Raw genomic sequence first — 16305 nt, 5'->3', positions numbered from 1 at the left:
TGACATCAATCAACCAAGAAAGAGGGAGAGAACATGCTCAACCGTCGCAGCTTCAATGCGCTTCTCGGCGCCGCCGGTGCCTCGTTGGCGTTTCCGACCTTCAGTTTCGCCAAGGACGCCGCCGTGGTCCGGCTCGGCAATGCCGCCGGCATCATCGACCCGCAGCTCGTCTTCATGACGGTCGGCCAGAATCCCAAGGTGAATTATTACGCCAAGGAAGGCGTCGCCATGGAGATCATGAACATGTCCGGTGCCGGACAGACCCTCCAGGCGGTCGCCAGCGGCAATTGCGAGACCTCCGCGGTGTCTCCGGTCGCCTTCCTCAACGCCTATGCCAAGAACCCCCGCCTCGACGTGATCTTCCCCTATTGCTGGCTGCGCGAGCCGCATTGGTCGGTGGCGGTGAAGCCCGACAGCCCGGTCAAGAGCCTCGCCGAACTGAAGGGCAAGAAGGTCGGCATCCGCAATCAGGGCGATACCGGCTATTTCGGCGCCCGCGCGATGTTCCAGGAACTCGGCATCAATCCCGACAGCGATGTCGAATGGGTCGCGGTCGGCGAAGGCGGGCCGGCGGGCGATGCGGTCTATCGCGGCCGGGTCGACGCCATGGCCTTCTGGGATGCGAGTTTCGCCCGCATCGCCATTGCCGGCTTTCCGCTGCGCCAGCTCCCCAATACGGAGGGAATGAAGCAGCTGTTCGGCAACAGCTACGGCGTGCAGAAGTCGGCGCTCAAGCAGAACCGCGACACCGTCGTCCGCTTCTTCCGGGCGATGGCGAAGTCCACGGTGTTCGCCTATGCCAACATCGACAATGCCATCCTGTTGCATTGGGAAATCTATCCGGAGTCCAAGCCGAAGGGCCGGACCGAGGAGCAGGCGATGGAGGAGGCGCGCATCATCGTCGCCTCGCGCGCCGACAAATGGATGCCCCAGCCTTGGCAGCCTGACCAGCGCTTCGGCGCCCATTCCAAGGAACAATGGGAGGCGCAGGTCGCCTTTGCCGGGCTCGAAGGCCAGGTGAAGGACGTGTCCGGCGTGTCCACCAAGGACCTGCTCGACGAGATCAACGCCTTCGACAAGGCCACCGTCATCGCCGAGGCGAAGGCCCTCAAGATGTGAGAGGGCGCTCCGCGCCGTCCTTTGATCTTCCGCGCAGGTCGCGCCGGAGTGCCAATTCGTTCAGCGGCCGGAGCTAGTCTCCGGCCCGACGCCGGTGCCGTGCCGCGCGCGTGAACATGGACTTGCCAATGACACCGAATGCTCCGCTCTTCCTCTCCGAAGCCGATGTCGGCGACCTCGTCGATGTCGCCGACGCCATCGACGCGCTCGACGGCTGCTTCGGCGCATCGCCGGACGAAACCTACATCGTGCCGCGCCAGCGCGCCCCGCTGCCCGGCGGCATGTTCCATCTGATGGCGGCGACTTATGCGGCCGGCGACGTCTTCGGGCTCAAGGCCTATTCCGGCGCGCCGCAGGGCACCTTCTATCACGTGATGCTCTATTCCTACTCCGAGCGGCGCCTGCTGGCGCTGATCGAAGCAAATCTTCTGAGCCAGTTGCGGACCGGCGCCGCGAGCGGCCTCGCCACCCGCCAGATGGCGCGGGCGGACGCCGACGTGCTGGCGGTGATCGGCACGGGCAAGCAGGCGTTCTGGCAGGCGGCGGCGATCGCGGCCGTGCGCGACCTCAAGGAAATCCGCGTGTTCGGGCGCGACCGGGAGCGGCGCGAAGCGTTTGCCGGCAGCGTCGAATCCCGCCTCGCCATCTCGACCCGCAGCGCGCCGGACGCGGAAACCTGTGTGCGCGGCGCGAGCATCGTCGCTACCATCACCAAGGCGCACAGCCCGGTCTGCCTTTCGGCCTGGGTCGATGACGGCGCCCATGTCAACGTCGCCGGCGCCAATGCCGCCGACCGGCGCGAAGTCGATGGTGCCCTGATCGAGCGGGCCGCGCTGCTCGTCACCGACGACATTCCCCAGGCCCATATGGAGGCCGCCGAGTTCCGCGACCTCGCTGCGACCGGAGCGTTCGACTGGGCGCGGGTGCGCACCCTGTCCGACGTCACGCGGTCGCCCCCCGCGCGCCGCGCGGCGGACGTCACGCTGTTCAAATCGCTCGGCGTCGCCATCGAGGACGTCGCGCTTGCCAAGCTGGTCTATGCGCGCGCCGTGGCGGAGGGGCGTGGCGTGCCGATCGATCGAAATCCGTAGGGCATTGCGGCATTCGCCGCGCGAAATTCGGGAGGAGTAGCATGAGCGACAAGAGCGAAGTGCGCGACGGCATGCGCATCGACTGGGATGTGCCGATTACGATGGATGACGGCGTGGTTCTGCGCGCCGACATCTTCCGCCCGCTGGGCGAAGCCAAGGTGCCGGCCATCCTCACCTACGGCCCCTACGGCAAGGGCCTCGCCTTCCAGGACGGCTACAAGACCGCCTGGGACATCATGGCCCGCGACTATCCCGACGCGCTCGAAGGCTCGACCAACAAATACCAATCCTGGGAAGTGCCGGACCCGGAGAAATGGGTGCCGGACGGCTATGCCTGCGTACGGATCGACAGCCGGGGCGCCGGACGATCGGAAGGCTTCCTCTCGGTCCACAGCCCGCGCGAGACCAAGGACATCTACGACTGCATCGAATGGCTGGCCGAGCAGAACTGGTGCAGCGGCAAGGTGGGGATGAACGGGATTTCCTATTTCGCCGCCAATCAATGGCGCATCGCGGCCCAGCAGCCGCCGCACCTCGCCGCGATCTGCGTCTGGGAGGGCTTTGCCGACAATTACCGCGACGCCACCCATCATGGCGGCATCCTCTCCGTGTTCCGCAAGAACTGGCAGGACATGCAGGTGAAGACGGTGCAGCACGGCCTCGGCGCGCGCGGGCCGAAGAGCCGGGTCACGGGGGAATGGGTCTGCGGCCCGGAAACCCTGCCGGAAGAGGAACTCGCGAAGAACCGCGCGGACATGCCGGGCGACCTGCTGCGCAACCATCTCGACGGCGACTATTACCGCGCCCTCGGCGGCGATCTCTCCAAGATCACGGTGCCGCTGCTCTCGGCCGGAAACTGGGGCGGCCAGGGCCTGCATTTGCGGGGCAATGTGGAGGGCTTCCTCCAGGCCGCTTCCGAGCACAAATGGCTCGAAATCCATGGTGGGGCCCATTGGGCGGAATTCTACACCGATTACGGCGTCGACATTCAGAAGCGCTTCCTCGGTTATTTCCTGAAGGGCGAGGAGACCGGCTGGGACACGCAGCCCAAGGTGCAGATCCAGATCCGCCGGCCGGGAGAGATCAAATTCCCGGTGCGCCACGAGCACGAATGGCCGCTGGCGCGCACGCAATGGACCAAATTCTACCTCGATCCCGCCGCCAAGTCGCTGAGCCCCACGCCCCCCACGCAGGCCGCGGCGCTCGACTATGAGGCGATGGGCGAGGGGCTGACCTTCCTTACGCCGCCGCTGGACTCGGAGCTGGAGATTACCGGCCCCTCCGCCGCCAAGCTGTTCTTGTCCTCGAAGACCCGCGACGCCGACGTGTTTCTGGTGTTGCGCGTCTTCGATCCTGCGGGCGTGGAAGTCGTCTTCTATGGCGCCCTCGATCCCCATACGCCGGTCGGCCAGGGCTGGCTGCGCGCCTCGCACCGCAAGCTCGATCCCGCCCGCAGCCTGCCCTACCGACCCTATCACCCCCATGACGAAGTCTGGCCGCTCACCCCCGACAAGCCGGAAGAGCTCGACATCGAGATCTGGCCGACCTGCATCGTCGTGCCAAAGGGCTACCGGATCGGCCTCACGGTGCGCGGCCGCGATTATGAATGGGCGGGCGCCGCGGCCACGCTCTCCAACATGAAGAACCCGATGAAAGGCTGCGGCCCGTTCGTGCATGACGACCCGCAGGACCGGCCGGCGGACGTGTTCGGGAGCACCAACACCCTGCACGTCTCACCCGAGCGGGCGCCCTATCTGCTGCTTCCCGTCATCCCCGCCTGAGGCCTCGGCCATTCCCCTCTCCAGCGGCGGAGGGGACACGGAGGGGCCGGCGCAGCCGAAACGCCACGGCAGCGCCCGCCTTCGCCTCCCTCCCCTCTCCCGCACGCGGGAGTGGGACTGCGACCGGAACCCCACTGGGAGGAAACAAGAATGCGCCGGATTTCCCGTAATCTGAAACTGTTCGCCCTCGCCGCGCTCGGCTTTGCCTGCGCACCCGCGGCGGCGGCCGATTTTCCCACCCGACCGATCACCGTGATCGTGCCCTATGCGCCCGGCGGCCCCAGCGACATCGCCATGCGCACGATCGCGGATCGCATGTCGCAGGCGCTCGGCCAATCCTTGGTCACCGAGAATGTTCCCGGGGCCGGCGGCATGATCGGCGCGGCCAAATTGGCGCGCTCGGCACCGGACGGCTACACGATGATGATCCACCAGAACGGTCTCGTCATCGCTCCGGCGCTCTATCCGAAGCAGTCGATCGACGTGGAGAAGGAACTCACCGCCGTCGGCCTGGTGAACACCTCCTATTCCTTTCTGGTCGGCAGCACAAAGGTGCCGGCGAAGACCCTGCCGGAACTCATCGCCTGGATGAAGGGGCCGGCCCAGCCGGTCAAATTCGCCCATCCCGGCATCGGCACGCTGGCGCATCTCCAGGCCATCATCTTCGCCAAGGACATCGGCGCGGAGGTCACGCTGATCGGCTATAAAGGCGGCGGGCAGGCCATGAGCGATATTGTCGGCGGCCATGCCGACTTGGTCTGGGCCGCGCCGACCACTTCGGCCGAACTGATCCTGGCCAAGAAGATCCAGGGCTACGGCTTCGGCGCACCGCAGCGTTATCCGCGCCTGCCGGAGATCCCGACGATGGGACAGTCGGGCTATCCCAATCTCGACATCCCCTTCTGGCAGGCGCTGTTCGTGCCCGCGGGCACCCCCAAGCCGATCATCGACAAGCTCAATGCCGCGCTGCGCGAGACGCTCGCCGACGAGAAGATCCAGAAGGCCTATGTCGAGCGCGGCGTGCAGGCTTTCCCGCCCGACCAGCTCTCGCCCGAAGCGGCGAACGCCTTCGTCGCCGCCGAGGCCAAGAAATGGGGCGCCGTGGTCCGCGAGGCCAATATTCAGCCCGAAGCCAACTGATCTCCCCAACGCGAACAGCGAGGCCGTCCATGGACGAGGACACAATCCGCATCGAGGGCACCTGCAGTCCCGAATTCGCCGGCGTGCGGGCGGCGTTCGAACAGAATTTCCGCCGCCGCGGCGAACTTGGCGCCGCCGTCTGCGTCTATAAGGACGGCGAGCCGGTGGTCGATCTCTGGGGCGGCTACAAGGACGCCGAAAAGACCGATCCCTGGCGCCCCGACACCATCGTGATCATGAATTCGGTGGCGAAAAGCATGAGCGCCATCTGCACCCATATGCTGATCGACCGGGGGCTCGTCGATTTCGACGCCCCGGTCGCCACCTACTGGCCGGAATTCGCCCAGGCCGGCAAGGAGAAGGTGCTGGTGCGCCATGTCCTGTCCCACACCGACGGCGTGATTTATTGCGATGCCGCCCCGCCGGGCTCCTGGTTCGACTGGGACACCCACATCCATGCACTGGAAGTCCAGGAACCGGCCTGGGAGCCGGGCACCAATGGCGCCTACAACTCGATCAATATCGGTTTCCTGCTCGGCGAGATCGTCCGCCGGGTAACCGGCAAGTCCCTCGGCACCTTCCTGCGCGAGGAGCTTTCCGGACCTTTGGGGGCGGATTACCAGATCGGCCTTCGCCCCGACGAGATCGCCCGCGTCTCGGACATGCACCAGAACCCGAAGAACGGCTTCTTCAAGATTTCCGGCGATCCATCGACCCCGCTCGGCCGCGCCTTCCGCTCGGCGCCGACCTTCGGCTATTTTCAGAACTGCCGGGAAATCCGGGAGCTGGAAGTGCCCTCCTTCGGCGGGCACGGCAATGCCCGGGCGGTCGCACGCATCTATGCGGCGCTCGCCGGGAACGGGACCGTGGACGGGGTGCGGATCCTGTCGCCGGAGGCGGTGGAGCGCGCCGCGCAGCTCGTCTGGGAAGGCGATTGCATCATGACCCAGCGCCGCCTGCGCATGGGCTACGGCTTCATGCACAACGAGCCGGAGACCGCGCCCATGGGGATCAACATGGCGGCATTCGGCCATACCGGAACGGGCGGCGCCTTCACCTGGTGCGACCGCGTTCGCAATATGAGCTTCGCCTATTGCCCGAACTTCCAGCGCGAGGGACCCGGCATCGGGCCGCGCGGCGCGGCAGTCGCGGTGGCGGCCGGCGGGGGGGCCCCGCCGAGCTGGCTGTAGCGCGGCTCGGACCTGCGCCTCAGGCCCGATAATCGGGCTCCTCACGGTCGAGGATGCGTTTCATGCTGGCGAGATGCAGGCGGGCGGATTCCGCGTCGCCCTCCCGCATCTGGCGCGCCGCCGCCGCCGCAATCTCCGGCTTGACGGGATGGATCGGCCGTCCCGTCGCGAGCGCGAGGCACTGCACCTCGCAGGCCCGTTCGAGATAATAGAGATCGTCCCATGCCTCGGCGATCGTGCCGCCGAGCACTATCACACCATGGTGCTTCATGAAGACGATGTCGGCCCCGCCGACCGCGGCGGCGATGCGGTCGCCCTCGGCGGCATCGAGCGCGAGGCCGTTATAGTCCGCGTCGACCACGGTCCGCCCGTAGAATTTCAGCGCCGTCTGGCCGGCGAACAGCAGCGGCTCGCCCTCTGTCATCGACAGAGCCGTGGCGTAGGGCATGTGGGTGTGAAACGCGACGCGCGCCCGCGGCACCTTCAGATGCAGCCGCGCATGGATGAAGAAGGCGGTCGCCTCGGGCATGCCGGCGCCGGACAGGACATGGCCGTCGAAGTCGCAGACCAGAAGCTGCGAGGCGGTCAGTTCGCGGAACGCATAGCCATAGGGATTGACCAGGAACAGATCGTCATAGCCCGGCACGACGGCCGAGAAATGGTTGCAAATGCCCTCGTGCATGCCGAGCCGCGCCGCGAAACGGAAGCAGGCGGCGAGGTCGACCCGCGCCTCCCACACCTCCGGACCGTCGAGGTCCGGGCGGTTCGGGGCCTCGGTCTGCGGCGCGGGCGCGGCGTCGCGGTTGAGAGCATGGGCCATCGGGCAGTCCTCCGGGGCGTCAGCGCGTGGGACGCGGGGTGAGATAAGCCAGCGCCATCTCGACGATGTGCGCCTTGCGCCGGGCGAGATTCTCCGGCTGCTTCAGGTCGCGATCGAAGATCATCGAGAGCGTGTAGCGATTCGACAGGTAAAAATAGCCGAGCCCGGAAATCGAAATGTAGAACTCGACGGGGTCGATCCCGGAACGGAAGACGCCGCGCCGCTCGCCCTCGGCAAGAATGGTGCGCATCGACTCGGACAGCCGGCTGTACAGCGAGCGGATGATCGGCGACTTGGCGATATGCTTGCCGCGATGCAGGTTTTCCGTGTTCAGCATGACGATCACGTCGGGCTCGTCGATGAAGGTCTGGAACGTGCTCTCGCACAGCCGCGTCATCGCCTCCACGGGATCGAGGCCGGTCAGCACCACTTCTTCCTGGCGCCGGCGGAGCGTCGCATAGGTGCGCTCCAGCACCCGAACATACAGCTCCTCCTTGGAGCTGAAATGGTGATAGAGCAAATTTTTGCTGACCTTGGCCCGGGCGATGATGGCGTCGACCCGCGCCCCGTCGAGGCCGCGCCGGGCGAACTCGGCCTGCGCCGCCGCGAGAATGCGCTCCTGGGTCTGGATGGCGTCGCGCTTGCGCGGTGCCTTCTCGCCCGGCCGCCGGGCCGGCTTGGCGGATGCGAGGAGCCCCATGGGATCGGGGCCTGGCACGGGTTCGCTCATAGGCCGGCCGCCTGCGCAATGCGCGGGCCGACGAAGGGGGCGCAGCGCGCGACACTGATGCGGGTCACCTCCTCCGGATCGCGCAGCCACCAGTCGAGCTTGGAGAAGATCTCGATCTCGAACGGACCGTCGAAGCCGATCTCGTCCAGAAGCCCACGATAGAAGGCGATGTCGATCACGCCGTCCCCCACCATGCCGCGATCCTGATAGACGTCGCGGGTCGGCGTCAGCCAGTCGCACAAATGGAACGTCAGGATCTTGTCCGGCCCGGCTTGGCGCAGGCCGGCGGGGAAGTCCGGATCCCACCAGCAATGATAGAGGTCGGGTACGAGGCCACTGCCGGGTCCTAACTCCTCGACCAGAGCAAGGCACTGGGCGAAGGTGCTGAGGCAGGAGCGTTCCGCCGCATACATCGGATGCAGCGGCTCGAGGCCGAGCTTGATGCCCGCCGCCTCTGCCTGCGGCAGCAGGGCGCGCAGCGCGTCGCCGACACGGGCGCGGGCGGCGGGTAGATCCTTCTCCCCGGTCGCGAGCCCGCCGGGAACCACGACCAGACAGGCCGCGCCGATCTCGGCGGCGAGATCGATCCGCCGCCGGTTCTCGTCGAGCGCCGCGGCCAGAGCGGAAGGGTCGCGCAGATTGACCCACGCCGTGGTGCAGAGGCAGGGGACGAACAGGCCGGCATCGCGGATCAGCCGCGCGGCCTCGGCCCCCGTCATGTCCTCGAGATATTGCGTCCAGACGCCGATCCCGCCGATGCCGTGCCGGGCATAGGCCTCGACCGCCTGGCGCAGGGTGAAGGACCGCGTGGTCATCTGGTTCACGGCGAAGCGGGAGAGGTCGGCCATGTCTCAGGCCGCCTTGGCCCGGCTGGCCCGCAACGCCTGCGTCGCGGGAAGATCGAGTCGCCCGTCGCGCACCACCACGCCGAAGCCGGATCGCGCATAATCGGGCGAGACCTTGCCGTCGATCACGTCTTCCAGCACCCGTGCCGGGTCGCGCTGGAGGGGATCGCCATAGCCTCCCCCGCCCGCCTGCTCGTGGCGGATCACCGCGCCGGCGCGCACGGTGCGCGTGACCTTGCTGGCGAGCACCTCGCTTGCCCCGTTTTCGCTGAGGATGTTGCGGGAAGACGCCGCCGGCCCGCCGCCGAAAAGACCGTAAGGCGGGTTGGCGTGGCGATCGGTCCGCAACTGCATCACCGCCTCCGCCGCCAGCAGGCGATACTGGCGCACGATGCCGAGGCCGCCCCGCATCCGGCCGGCGCCGCAGGAATCTTCGCGCAGCGCATATTCCTCGATGCGCAGCGGATAGGTCGCCTCCATGATCTCGACCGGCATGTTGGACATGTTCTGGGTCGGGTTGGTGATGGCGTCGATGCCGTCCTTCTCCGCCCGGGCGCCGAGCGCGCCATTGATCATGTCGACAACGATGAAGGGCTCGCGGGTCTCGCTGTCATAGCCGCCGAGACAGACCACCGAATTTCCCCCCTCGCCCGCCGCAACCGCGCGATCGGGCGCGATCTGCGCCAGCGCTCCGAGCACCGTGTCGGCAACCCGGTAGCCGGTCAAGGCGCGGGCGGCAACCGGGGCGGGAAAGTGCGGGTTCAGCAGGCTGCCCTTGGGAGCCGAGACGCCGATGCAGCGATAGACCCCGGCATTGTTCGGGACATCGGCATCGAGCATGCAGCGCACGGCGAGATAGGTGGCCGACTTCACGAACGAGAAGGTCGAGTTGATGGCCCCCCGCACCTGCGGCGCGGACCCCGCGAAATCGACCGAGATTCCGTCTCCGGCCACCGTGACCGCGACCTTGATCGGGATCGGCGCCTCGTCGAAGCCGTCGCCGTCGATATAATCGGTGAAGCGGTAGGTTCCGTCCGGCCAGGCCGCGAAGGCGCTGCGGGTCAGACGCTCGCCGTAATCCAGGAACTCGGCCAGAAATCCTTCCAGCATGTCGGCGCCGTATTTGGCGACCAGCCGGAGCAGTTCGCGTTCGCCCAGCATGCAGGTCGCGAGCTGCGATTCGAGGTCGCCGATCACGAGGTCCGGCAGGCGGACATTCTTGGCGATGATGTCGAACAGGGTCTTGTTGCGCACGCCGCGGTCGAACAGCTTGAGCGGCGGAATGCGCAGGCCCTCCTGGAAGATCTCGGTCGAATCGGAGGCGTTCGAGCCCGGCACCCGCCCGCCGACATCGCAATGGTGGCAGATCACGACCGCATAGCCGACATGCCGCGCGCCGGCGAAGATCGGCTTGAACATGAAGATGTCGGGCAGATGCATGCCGCCGTCATAGGGATCGTTGAACACGATGACGTCGCCGGGATGGAGGTCGTCGCCATAGTGCCGCTGCAGCGCCGCCATGGCGTCCGGCACCGCGCCGAGATGCAGTGCGACGGTCTTGGCCTGGGCGAGGATGCGCCCCTCGGCGTCGCACATGGTGGTGGAATAATCGAGCACATCGCGCACGATCGGCGAGCGAGCGGTGCGCATCACCGTATAGGCCATGTCGTCGACGATCGATTCGAAGGCGCTTTTCAGCACCGCGAAGGTGATGGGATCGATCGGTTTTGCGGCTTCGGTCACGGCGGGCTCCGATCAGGCGAGGGTGATGAGGAGATTGCCGTGAGCATCCGCCACGGCCTCCGCGCCGGGCGGCACGACCACGGTGCTGTCCGCCCCCTCCAGGATCGCCGGCCCCGTCAGGCGGCCCGGCGCGGAGGCCCGGTCATAGACCGGCACGTCCCGGCGCCCCAGCTCCGGGCCGAAATAGACCGCCCGCATCCCCGTCGGTGCGGAAGCGGCGGTCACGGCGGCGGCGCTGCGGAAATCGAGCTTGCCCGGCCGCGCGCCGCGCCCGATCAGGCGCAGGCTGACGACCTCCACGACATCGTGCGAGACATAGCCGTACATGGCCTCATAGGCGGCATCGAAGGCGGCCTTCAGGGGCGCGGCCCCCGCCGACTCATATGGTACCGCGAGGGCCGTCTCCTGGCCGCGGAACCGCATGTCGACCTCCGGCGCGAACACCATGTCGGGTTCGGCGATCCCTTCGGCTTGCAGGGCGGCCTTCGCCTCGACCTTCAGGTCCGCGAGCACCGCCTCCAGAGCGGCGAGGTCCAGCATGTCGAGACGGCAGGGGAAGGGGCGGATGAAATAGCGCTCCACATCGCCCGCCAGCATCCCCATGGCGGTGAACACGCCGGGGCAGGCGGGGACCAGAACACGTGGCATTGAAAGGAGTTGGGCGATATCGGCGGCATGGACCGGCCCCGACCCGCCGATCGCGACCAAGGTGAAGTCCCGCGGATCGGTGCCGCGCTCGACCGTCACCGCGCGGATGGCACGGGCCATATTGGCATTGACCACCTCGCGCACGCCATGGGCCGCGGCCTCGGCGGACAGGCCGAGCGGGGCCGCCAGATGGTCCCGGATCGCCGCTGCGGCGCTTTCGTGCGACAGGCGCCGCTCGCCGCCGGCGAGGACGTCGGGGAGAAAACCCAGCAGCAGGTTGGCGTCGGTGACGGTGGGGCGGGTGCCGCCGGCGGCGTAGCAGGCGGGGCCGGGATCGGCGCCGGCCGAGACCGGGCCGACCTTCAGCAGGCCGCCCGGGTCGACGGAGGCGATCGAGCCGGCGCCGGAGCCGACCTCGGCGACATCGACCGTCGGCACGCTCATCATATAGCCGCCGGCCTTGATGAACCGGCTCGGGGTGGAGATGCCGGCGCGGAACTCGTATTCGCTGACCCGGGCGAGGGCGCCGTCCTGCACGAGCGAGGCGGAGGCCGTCGTCCCGCCCATGTCGAACACGACCAAGTCCTTGATATTCAATGCCTCTCCGAGCCGCGCCCCGCCCACGACGCCGGCCGCGCGGCCGGAGGAGATGAAGAAGACCGGCTTGGTCCGGGCGGTCTCGGCGGAGGCCAGGGCGCCGTTGGAATTGCACACCAGGAGCGGGGCCGAGATCCCCGCCGCGGCGAGGCCGCGCTCGAGGCGGGCGAGATAATCCTCCAGGACCGGCCGGACATAGGCGTTCACCACCGTCGTGGAGGTGCGCTCATATTCCTTGGCCTCGGGCAAAACAGACACCGAACACGTGACTTTCAGGCCCGAATAACGGGCGAGCAGCAGCATCTCGGCCTGTTGTTCATGCACCGGATTACGATAGGAGTTGAGAAAGCAGATCGCGATCGAGGTCAGCCCGGCCGCGACCAGATCCTCCGCCACCGCCATCAGCGCGTCAGCGTCGAGCGGCACCAGCACCGTCCCGTCGGCGGCGATGCGCTCGGCGACCTCGCGGCGGTAGCGCCGCGGCACCAGAGGCGCAGGCTTCTCCCATTGCAGGTCGAACATGCCGGGGGTGCGCAGCCGCCCAATCTCGAGCACGTCGCGGAAGCCCTTGGTGGTGATCAGGCCGGTGGGGGCGCCGGTCTTCTGGAGCAGGGTGTTCGAGCCGACGGTCGTGCCGTGCACCACTTCGACCACCCCGGCGCCGGAGCATCCGGCATCGGCGAGGAGGGCGGCGATGCCCTTGACGACCGCGGCGTCGGGCGCGTGCGGCGTCGAGGAGACCTTGCGGTGGAACACCCGCCCCGCGGCGTCGGTCAGGACCAGATCGGTGAAGGTCCCGCCGACATCCACGCCGATGCGGGTCCCGACGGGATTTCGAGGTGCGCGATCCGCCCCCGCCGGGCTCAAGCCAATCACGGACACCTCCACTGCTATTGGACCAAATGGTTAGTTCTGATGCGATCCCGCGTCAAGGATCCAACCGCACGAATTGTTTGCACACGTTGACACATAAAATGGCTTGTCGAATGAATTGGACCATGTAGTCTCATTCAAAACCAGAGAAGGGGACAGCAGCAATGGGCATCTTGGCAAAGGGCGGCCGCGTCGCGCGGTCCCTGGCTCCCGCACTCGGCCTCGCCGCGGGCCTTCTGGCGGGCCTCGCCTGCGGCGCCGCGGCGGCGCAGGACAAGCCGCAGGAAAAGCTGGTCGTGCGGCTCGATTTCTCGCCCTGGGGCGTGCATGCGGCGATGCATCTCGCCAACGAGAAGGGCTGGTTCAAGGCCGAAGGCCTCGACGTCGAGGTGCAGGACGGCCGCGGATCCGGCAACACGCTCCAATTGGTCAATGCCGGCCAGGCCGATATCGGCCAGATCCAGCTCGGCCTCCTGCCGCAGGCCCGCGAAAAGGGCGCGATGGTGACCTCCTTCGCCGGCTTCGACCGCCGCACCGATCTCGCCGTCCTGGTCGACAAGGCCTCCCCCATCAGCAAGGTTTCGGACTTCGCCGGCAAGAGCATCGTGGTGTTCGCCGCGAGCCCCTGGGCGCCGTTCATCGATTACTGGCTGAAGCAGGGCGGGCTCGACCGCAGCAAGGTCAATGTCATGTTCGTCGATCCCTCGGCCCTGTGGGGGACCTATACGGCGGGCCGGGCCGACGGGCTGATGTCGACCGAGCCGTCCGCTCTGCCGGTCGCGGAAGCCGCGCGGCCCTCCAAGGCGATCCTCGCCGAGGATGTCGGCATCGCCTTCCCGAGCTACGGGCTGGTCGCCACCGAAAAGACCCTCGCCGAGCGCAAGGACGCGCTGAAGAAGCTGGTCGCGGTGCAGCAGAAGGCCTGGAACTATATCCGCGACGGCCATGTCGCCGAGGGCGCGGATGCCATCATCAAGCAGCGGCCGGACGCCAAGCTGAACAAGAAGGTCCTGGAGGAGCAGATCCGGCTCACCGTGGACTTCTTCGACACCCCGGCCACCAAGGGCAAGCCGATCGGCTGGCAGGCGGAAGCCGACTGGACGAAGGCGCTTACCGCCATGGAAGCGGCCGGCGCGGTGAAGCCCGGCTGGAAGCCGTCGGACTATTACACCAACGACCTCGTCCCGTGAGGGCGCAGGCGGACACGGTGCGGCGGCCCGATCCGATGGCCTATGTCGGCATCGACCGCGTGGGGAAGTCCTACGGCTCCCCACGCGGCCCGGTCCTCGCCCTGGAGGACATCAGCCTCGACATCCGCGCCGCGGAATTCGTCTCCATTCTCGGGCCGAGCGGCTGCGGCAAATCCACCTTGCTGAAATGCATCGCCGGCCTCGAACCGGTCAGCGGCGGCACCATCGCCGTCAATGGCAAGCCCCTGACGGGGCCGCCCGAAGGCATGGGCATGGTGTTCCAGCGCGACGTGCTGCTGGACTGGCGCACCATCCTCGACAATGTGCTGATCACCGCCGAATTCGCCGGCACGCCCCGCGCCCGGATGAAGCCGCGCGCGGTCCAGCTCCTCACCCGCTTCGGCCTCGGCGGCTATGAGGATCGCCACCCCTGGGAATTGTCGGGCGGCATGCGCCAGCGCGCCGCAATCTGCCGGGCTCTGCTGTGCGATCCCGACCTGCTGCTCATGGACGAGCCGTTCGGCGCACTCGACGCGATGACCCGCGACGATCTCAACCTGGAACTCGCGCGGATCTGGAACGACACCCGCAAGACCGTGATCTTCGTCACCCATTCCATCGCCGAGGCGATCTTCCTCTCGGACCGCGTGGTGATGATGGACCGCAATCCCGGCCGGATCGTCGAGGTGATCGACATCGCGCTGCCGCGCCCGCGCCCGCTGGCGATCCGCGAAACCCCCGAGTTCGGCCGCTACGTCGCCCATATCCGGCATCTGTTCGCGCGCCTCGGGATCCTGAAGGACGACACGCCATGAGAGCCGGCCCGAGCCACCTCTGGGACGCGCTGAAGGAAGCCTCCTCCGTCGTCCTGCTGATCCTCGGCATCATGGTGCTGTGGGAGGGCGCGGTCCTGGTGTTCAAGCCCTCGCCGATCATCCTGCCGGCCCCGAGCGCGCTGTGGGGGGAATTCCTCGCCGCCCCGTCCTATTTCCTGCGTCAGGCGCTGTTCACCCTCTATACGACCCTCGCCGGCTTCGCCCTCGCGGTCGTGCTGGGTCTCGCCCTCGCCGTCGGCATCGTGCATTCCCGGCTGATGGAGAAGACCGTCTATACCGTGCTGGTGGCGCTCAACAGCGTGCCCAAGGTGGCGCTGGCGCCGCTCTTCGTCATCTGGATGGGCACCGGGATCGAGCCGAAGATCGCCATCGCGCTGATGCTGGCTTTGTTCTCGGTGGTGATCGACGCGGTGCTCGGGCTGCGCTCGGTCGATCCCGACATGATCAGCCTCGCCAAAGCGAGCCGCGCCTCGACCTTCGCCATCCTGCGCAAGATCCGCCTGCCGAACGCGCTGCCCAGCATCTTCGCGGGGCTGAAGGTCGCGATCTCCTTCGCGCTGGTCGGCGCGATCGTCGGCGAATTCGTCGCCGGCTCGGAGGGGCTCGGCTTCGCCATCCTCACCGCGCAGGGCCAGTTCGACACGCCGCGCGTCTTCGTCTGCCTGATCCTGCTGGGCCTTCTCGGCACGGCTCTGTTCTATGTCGTCGAGGCGATCGAGCGGCTGGCTCTGCCCTGGCACGTGTCGCAGCGCTCCGGGCGGGCCGCGCAACATTGACCGCCCCCGCTGCGGCGGGATCGCGCCTCGCCCCCGTCGCGCTCGTCGCCACCGCAATCCTCTGGGGCAGCAACCATGTGGCGGCGCGGGCGATCCACGATCATTTGCCGCTGCCGTCGCTGGTGTTCTGGCGCTGGGGCCTGGCGCTGCTCGTCCTCACCCCGATCGCCTTGCCGACCCTGATCGCCGAATGGCCGCTGATCCGCCCCCGCCTGCCGCGCCTCGGTTTGCTCGGCGGGGTCGGGGTCGGCCTGTTTTCGGTCTTCCTCTATGCCGGCGCCTATCACAGCCTCGCGCTCGAAGTGGGCCTGCTCAATGCCACGACGCCGGTCTGGGTGCTGCTCATCGCGCCGCTGATGGGCGGCGCCCTGGCCAGCCGCCGCCAGATGGCCGGCATCGGGCTCGCTTTGGCGGGCACGCTGGCGATCCTCCTGAAGGGCGACCTCGCGAATCTCGCGGCGCTCGATTTCCGGATCGGCAATCTGTGGGCGCTGATCGGCGCGGCCCTGTTCGCCTGGTTCACGGTGGCCCTCGGCGCCCGGCCGCTCAAACTGTCGGCGCTGACCGTGACGACGCTCACCGCCTGGGCCGGCCTGATCCTGGTCGCCCTGCCGCTCTATGTCGGATTCCTCGCCTCCGGCGGCACGGACCCGCTGCTGGCGCTCCCGCCGCCGCCGGCCGCCTGGTCGGTCGCCTATATCGCGCTCGGCCCGACCCTGGTGGGCAATCTGTTCTGGATCTACGGCGCCTCGCAGATCGGCGCGGCGCGCGCGGGTCCCTTTCTCTATCTCTCCCCTCTGGCCTCGCTGGCGCTGGCGGTGGCGGTGCTGGGGGAACCCTTGGCCGCGTTCCAATTCGCCGGTGCCGCTGCGATTCTGATCGGCCTCGTCATGGCGAACCGGCCGCGTCGCTGAAGGCCCGCGCCC

The 16305-nt window shown here is 67.7% G+C and carries 14 protein-coding genes; 9 read left to right on the top strand and 5 right to left on the bottom strand.

The window, feature by feature from the left end:
- Positions 1–33: 33 nt before the first annotated feature.
- From EDC64_RS07385 to EDC64_RS07365, 5 genes are all read left to right on the top strand, one after another.
- Positions 34–1119, top strand: coding sequence for an ABC transporter substrate-binding protein (locus EDC64_RS07385; RefSeq protein WP_132030624.1), 1086 nt, complete (start codon positions 34–36; stop codon positions 1117–1119).
- A 128-nt stretch (positions 1120–1247) separates the two neighbouring features.
- A complete protein-coding gene (locus EDC64_RS07380; RefSeq protein WP_165933673.1) occupies positions 1248–2210 on the top strand; it encodes an ornithine cyclodeaminase family protein in 963 nt (320 codons plus the stop codon).
- A gap of 41 nt (positions 2211–2251) precedes the next feature.
- On the top strand, positions 2252–3991 hold the full coding sequence (locus EDC64_RS07375) for a CocE/NonD family hydrolase (protein WP_132030622.1): 1740 nt from the start codon (positions 2252–2254) through the stop codon (positions 3989–3991).
- A gap of 150 nt (positions 3992–4141) precedes the next feature.
- On the top strand, positions 4142–5131 hold the full coding sequence (locus EDC64_RS07370; RefSeq protein ID WP_132030621.1) for a Bug family tripartite tricarboxylate transporter substrate binding protein: 990 nt from the start codon (positions 4142–4144) through the stop codon (positions 5129–5131).
- A 29-nt stretch (positions 5132–5160) separates the two neighbouring features.
- A complete protein-coding gene (locus EDC64_RS07365) occupies positions 5161–6321 on the top strand; it encodes a serine hydrolase domain-containing protein (RefSeq protein ID WP_132030620.1) in 1161 nt (386 codons plus the stop codon).
- Positions 6322–6340: 19 nt separating this feature from the next.
- On the opposite strand, the gene EDC64_RS07360 is transcribed toward EDC64_RS07365, so the two are convergent.
- Genes EDC64_RS07360 through EDC64_RS07340 form a run of 5 tightly spaced genes read right to left on the bottom strand, consistent with a single transcriptional unit; the run spans position 6341 to position 12580 of the window.
- Positions 6341–7141 (bottom strand): aldolase, encoded by an 801-nt coding sequence (locus tag EDC64_RS07360; RefSeq protein ID WP_132030619.1) that lies wholly within the window; start codon positions 7139–7141, stop codon positions 6341–6343.
- Positions 7142–7160: 19 nt separating this feature from the next.
- Entirely contained in the window at positions 7161–7871 is a 711-nt protein-coding gene (locus EDC64_RS07355; protein WP_132030618.1) for a TetR/AcrR family transcriptional regulator, read from the bottom strand.
- Positions 7868–8719: a sugar phosphate isomerase/epimerase family protein gene (locus EDC64_RS07350; RefSeq protein ID WP_132030617.1), complete on the bottom strand. Its 852-nt coding sequence runs from the start codon at positions 8717–8719 to the stop codon at positions 7868–7870. The genes EDC64_RS07355 and EDC64_RS07350 overlap by 4 nt, the downstream gene beginning before the upstream one ends.
- Before the next feature lie 3 nt (positions 8720–8722).
- Complete coding sequence (locus EDC64_RS07345) at positions 8723–10459, bottom strand: hydantoinase B/oxoprolinase family protein (RefSeq protein ID WP_207915946.1); 1737 nt, start codon at positions 10457–10459, stop codon at positions 8723–8725.
- 12 nt (positions 10460–10471) lie between these two features.
- Positions 10472–12580 carry a hydantoinase/oxoprolinase family protein gene (locus tag EDC64_RS07340; RefSeq protein ID WP_245504581.1) on the bottom strand — a complete coding sequence of 703 codons (2109 nt, stop codon included), beginning with the start codon at positions 12578–12580 and terminating at the stop codon, positions 10472–10474.
- Positions 12581–12741: 161 nt separating this feature from the next.
- Here EDC64_RS07340 and EDC64_RS07335 point away from each other — a divergent pair, with 161 nt between their 5' ends.
- The 4 genes from EDC64_RS07335 to EDC64_RS23480 are packed head-to-tail and all read left to right on the top strand — an operon-like array spanning position 12742 to position 16293.
- Positions 12742–13767, top strand: a complete 1026-nt coding sequence (locus tag EDC64_RS07335) for an ABC transporter substrate-binding protein (protein ID WP_132030616.1) — start codon at positions 12742–12744, stop codon at positions 13765–13767.
- Entirely contained in the window at positions 13764–14582 is an 819-nt protein-coding gene (locus EDC64_RS07330; RefSeq protein ID WP_338023388.1) for an ABC transporter ATP-binding protein, read from the top strand. Before EDC64_RS07335 ends, EDC64_RS07330 begins: the two co-directional genes overlap by 4 nt.
- Positions 14579–15379, top strand: a complete 801-nt coding sequence (locus tag EDC64_RS07325; RefSeq protein ID WP_132030615.1) for an ABC transporter permease — start codon at positions 14579–14581, stop codon at positions 15377–15379. The genes EDC64_RS07330 and EDC64_RS07325 overlap by 4 nt, the downstream gene beginning before the upstream one ends.
- Positions 15376–16293: a DMT family transporter gene (locus EDC64_RS23480; RefSeq protein ID WP_165933672.1), complete on the top strand. Its 918-nt coding sequence runs from the start codon at positions 15376–15378 to the stop codon at positions 16291–16293. Before EDC64_RS07325 ends, EDC64_RS23480 begins: the two co-directional genes overlap by 4 nt.
- The last annotated feature ends 12 nt before the right edge of the window (positions 16294–16305 follow it).

The sequence above is a fragment of the Aquabacter spiritensis genome, from assembly GCF_004346185.1.
Taxonomy (GTDB): Bacteria; Pseudomonadota; Alphaproteobacteria; order Rhizobiales; family Xanthobacteraceae; genus Aquabacter; species Aquabacter spiritensis.
Note: the sequence above shows the minus strand (reverse complement) of the source record. Positions and strands in the feature narration are given on the sequence as shown.

Excerpts from the sequence above, each read along its gene's own strand:
- EDC64_RS07335 (WP_132030616.1), top strand. The coding sequence starts at position 12,742 with ATGGGCATCTTGGCAAAGGGCGGCCGCGTCGCGCGGTCCCTGGCTCCC.
- EDC64_RS07360 (WP_132030619.1), bottom strand. The coding sequence starts at position 7,141 with ATGGCCCATGCTCTCAACCGCGACGCCGCGCCCGCGCCGCAGACCGAG.
- EDC64_RS07370 (WP_132030621.1), top strand. The coding sequence starts at position 4,142 with ATGCGCCGGATTTCCCGTAATCTGAAACTGTTCGCCCTCGCCGCGCTC.
- EDC64_RS07350 (WP_132030617.1), bottom strand. The coding sequence starts at position 8,719 with ATGGCCGACCTCTCCCGCTTCGCCGTGAACCAGATGACCACGCGGTCC.
- EDC64_RS07385 (WP_132030624.1), top strand. The coding sequence starts at position 34 with ATGCTCAACCGTCGCAGCTTCAATGCGCTTCTCGGCGCCGCCGGTGCC.
- EDC64_RS07365 (WP_132030620.1), top strand. The coding sequence starts at position 5,161 with ATGGACGAGGACACAATCCGCATCGAGGGCACCTGCAGTCCCGAATTC.
- EDC64_RS07355 (WP_132030618.1), bottom strand. The coding sequence starts at position 7,871 with ATGAGCGAACCCGTGCCAGGCCCCGATCCCATGGGGCTCCTCGCATCC.
- EDC64_RS07325 (WP_132030615.1), top strand. The coding sequence starts at position 14,579 with ATGAGAGCCGGCCCGAGCCACCTCTGGGACGCGCTGAAGGAAGCCTCC.
- EDC64_RS07375 (WP_132030622.1), top strand. The coding sequence starts at position 2,252 with ATGAGCGACAAGAGCGAAGTGCGCGACGGCATGCGCATCGACTGGGAT.
- EDC64_RS07380 (WP_165933673.1), top strand. The coding sequence starts at position 1,248 with ATGACACCGAATGCTCCGCTCTTCCTCTCCGAAGCCGATGTCGGCGAC.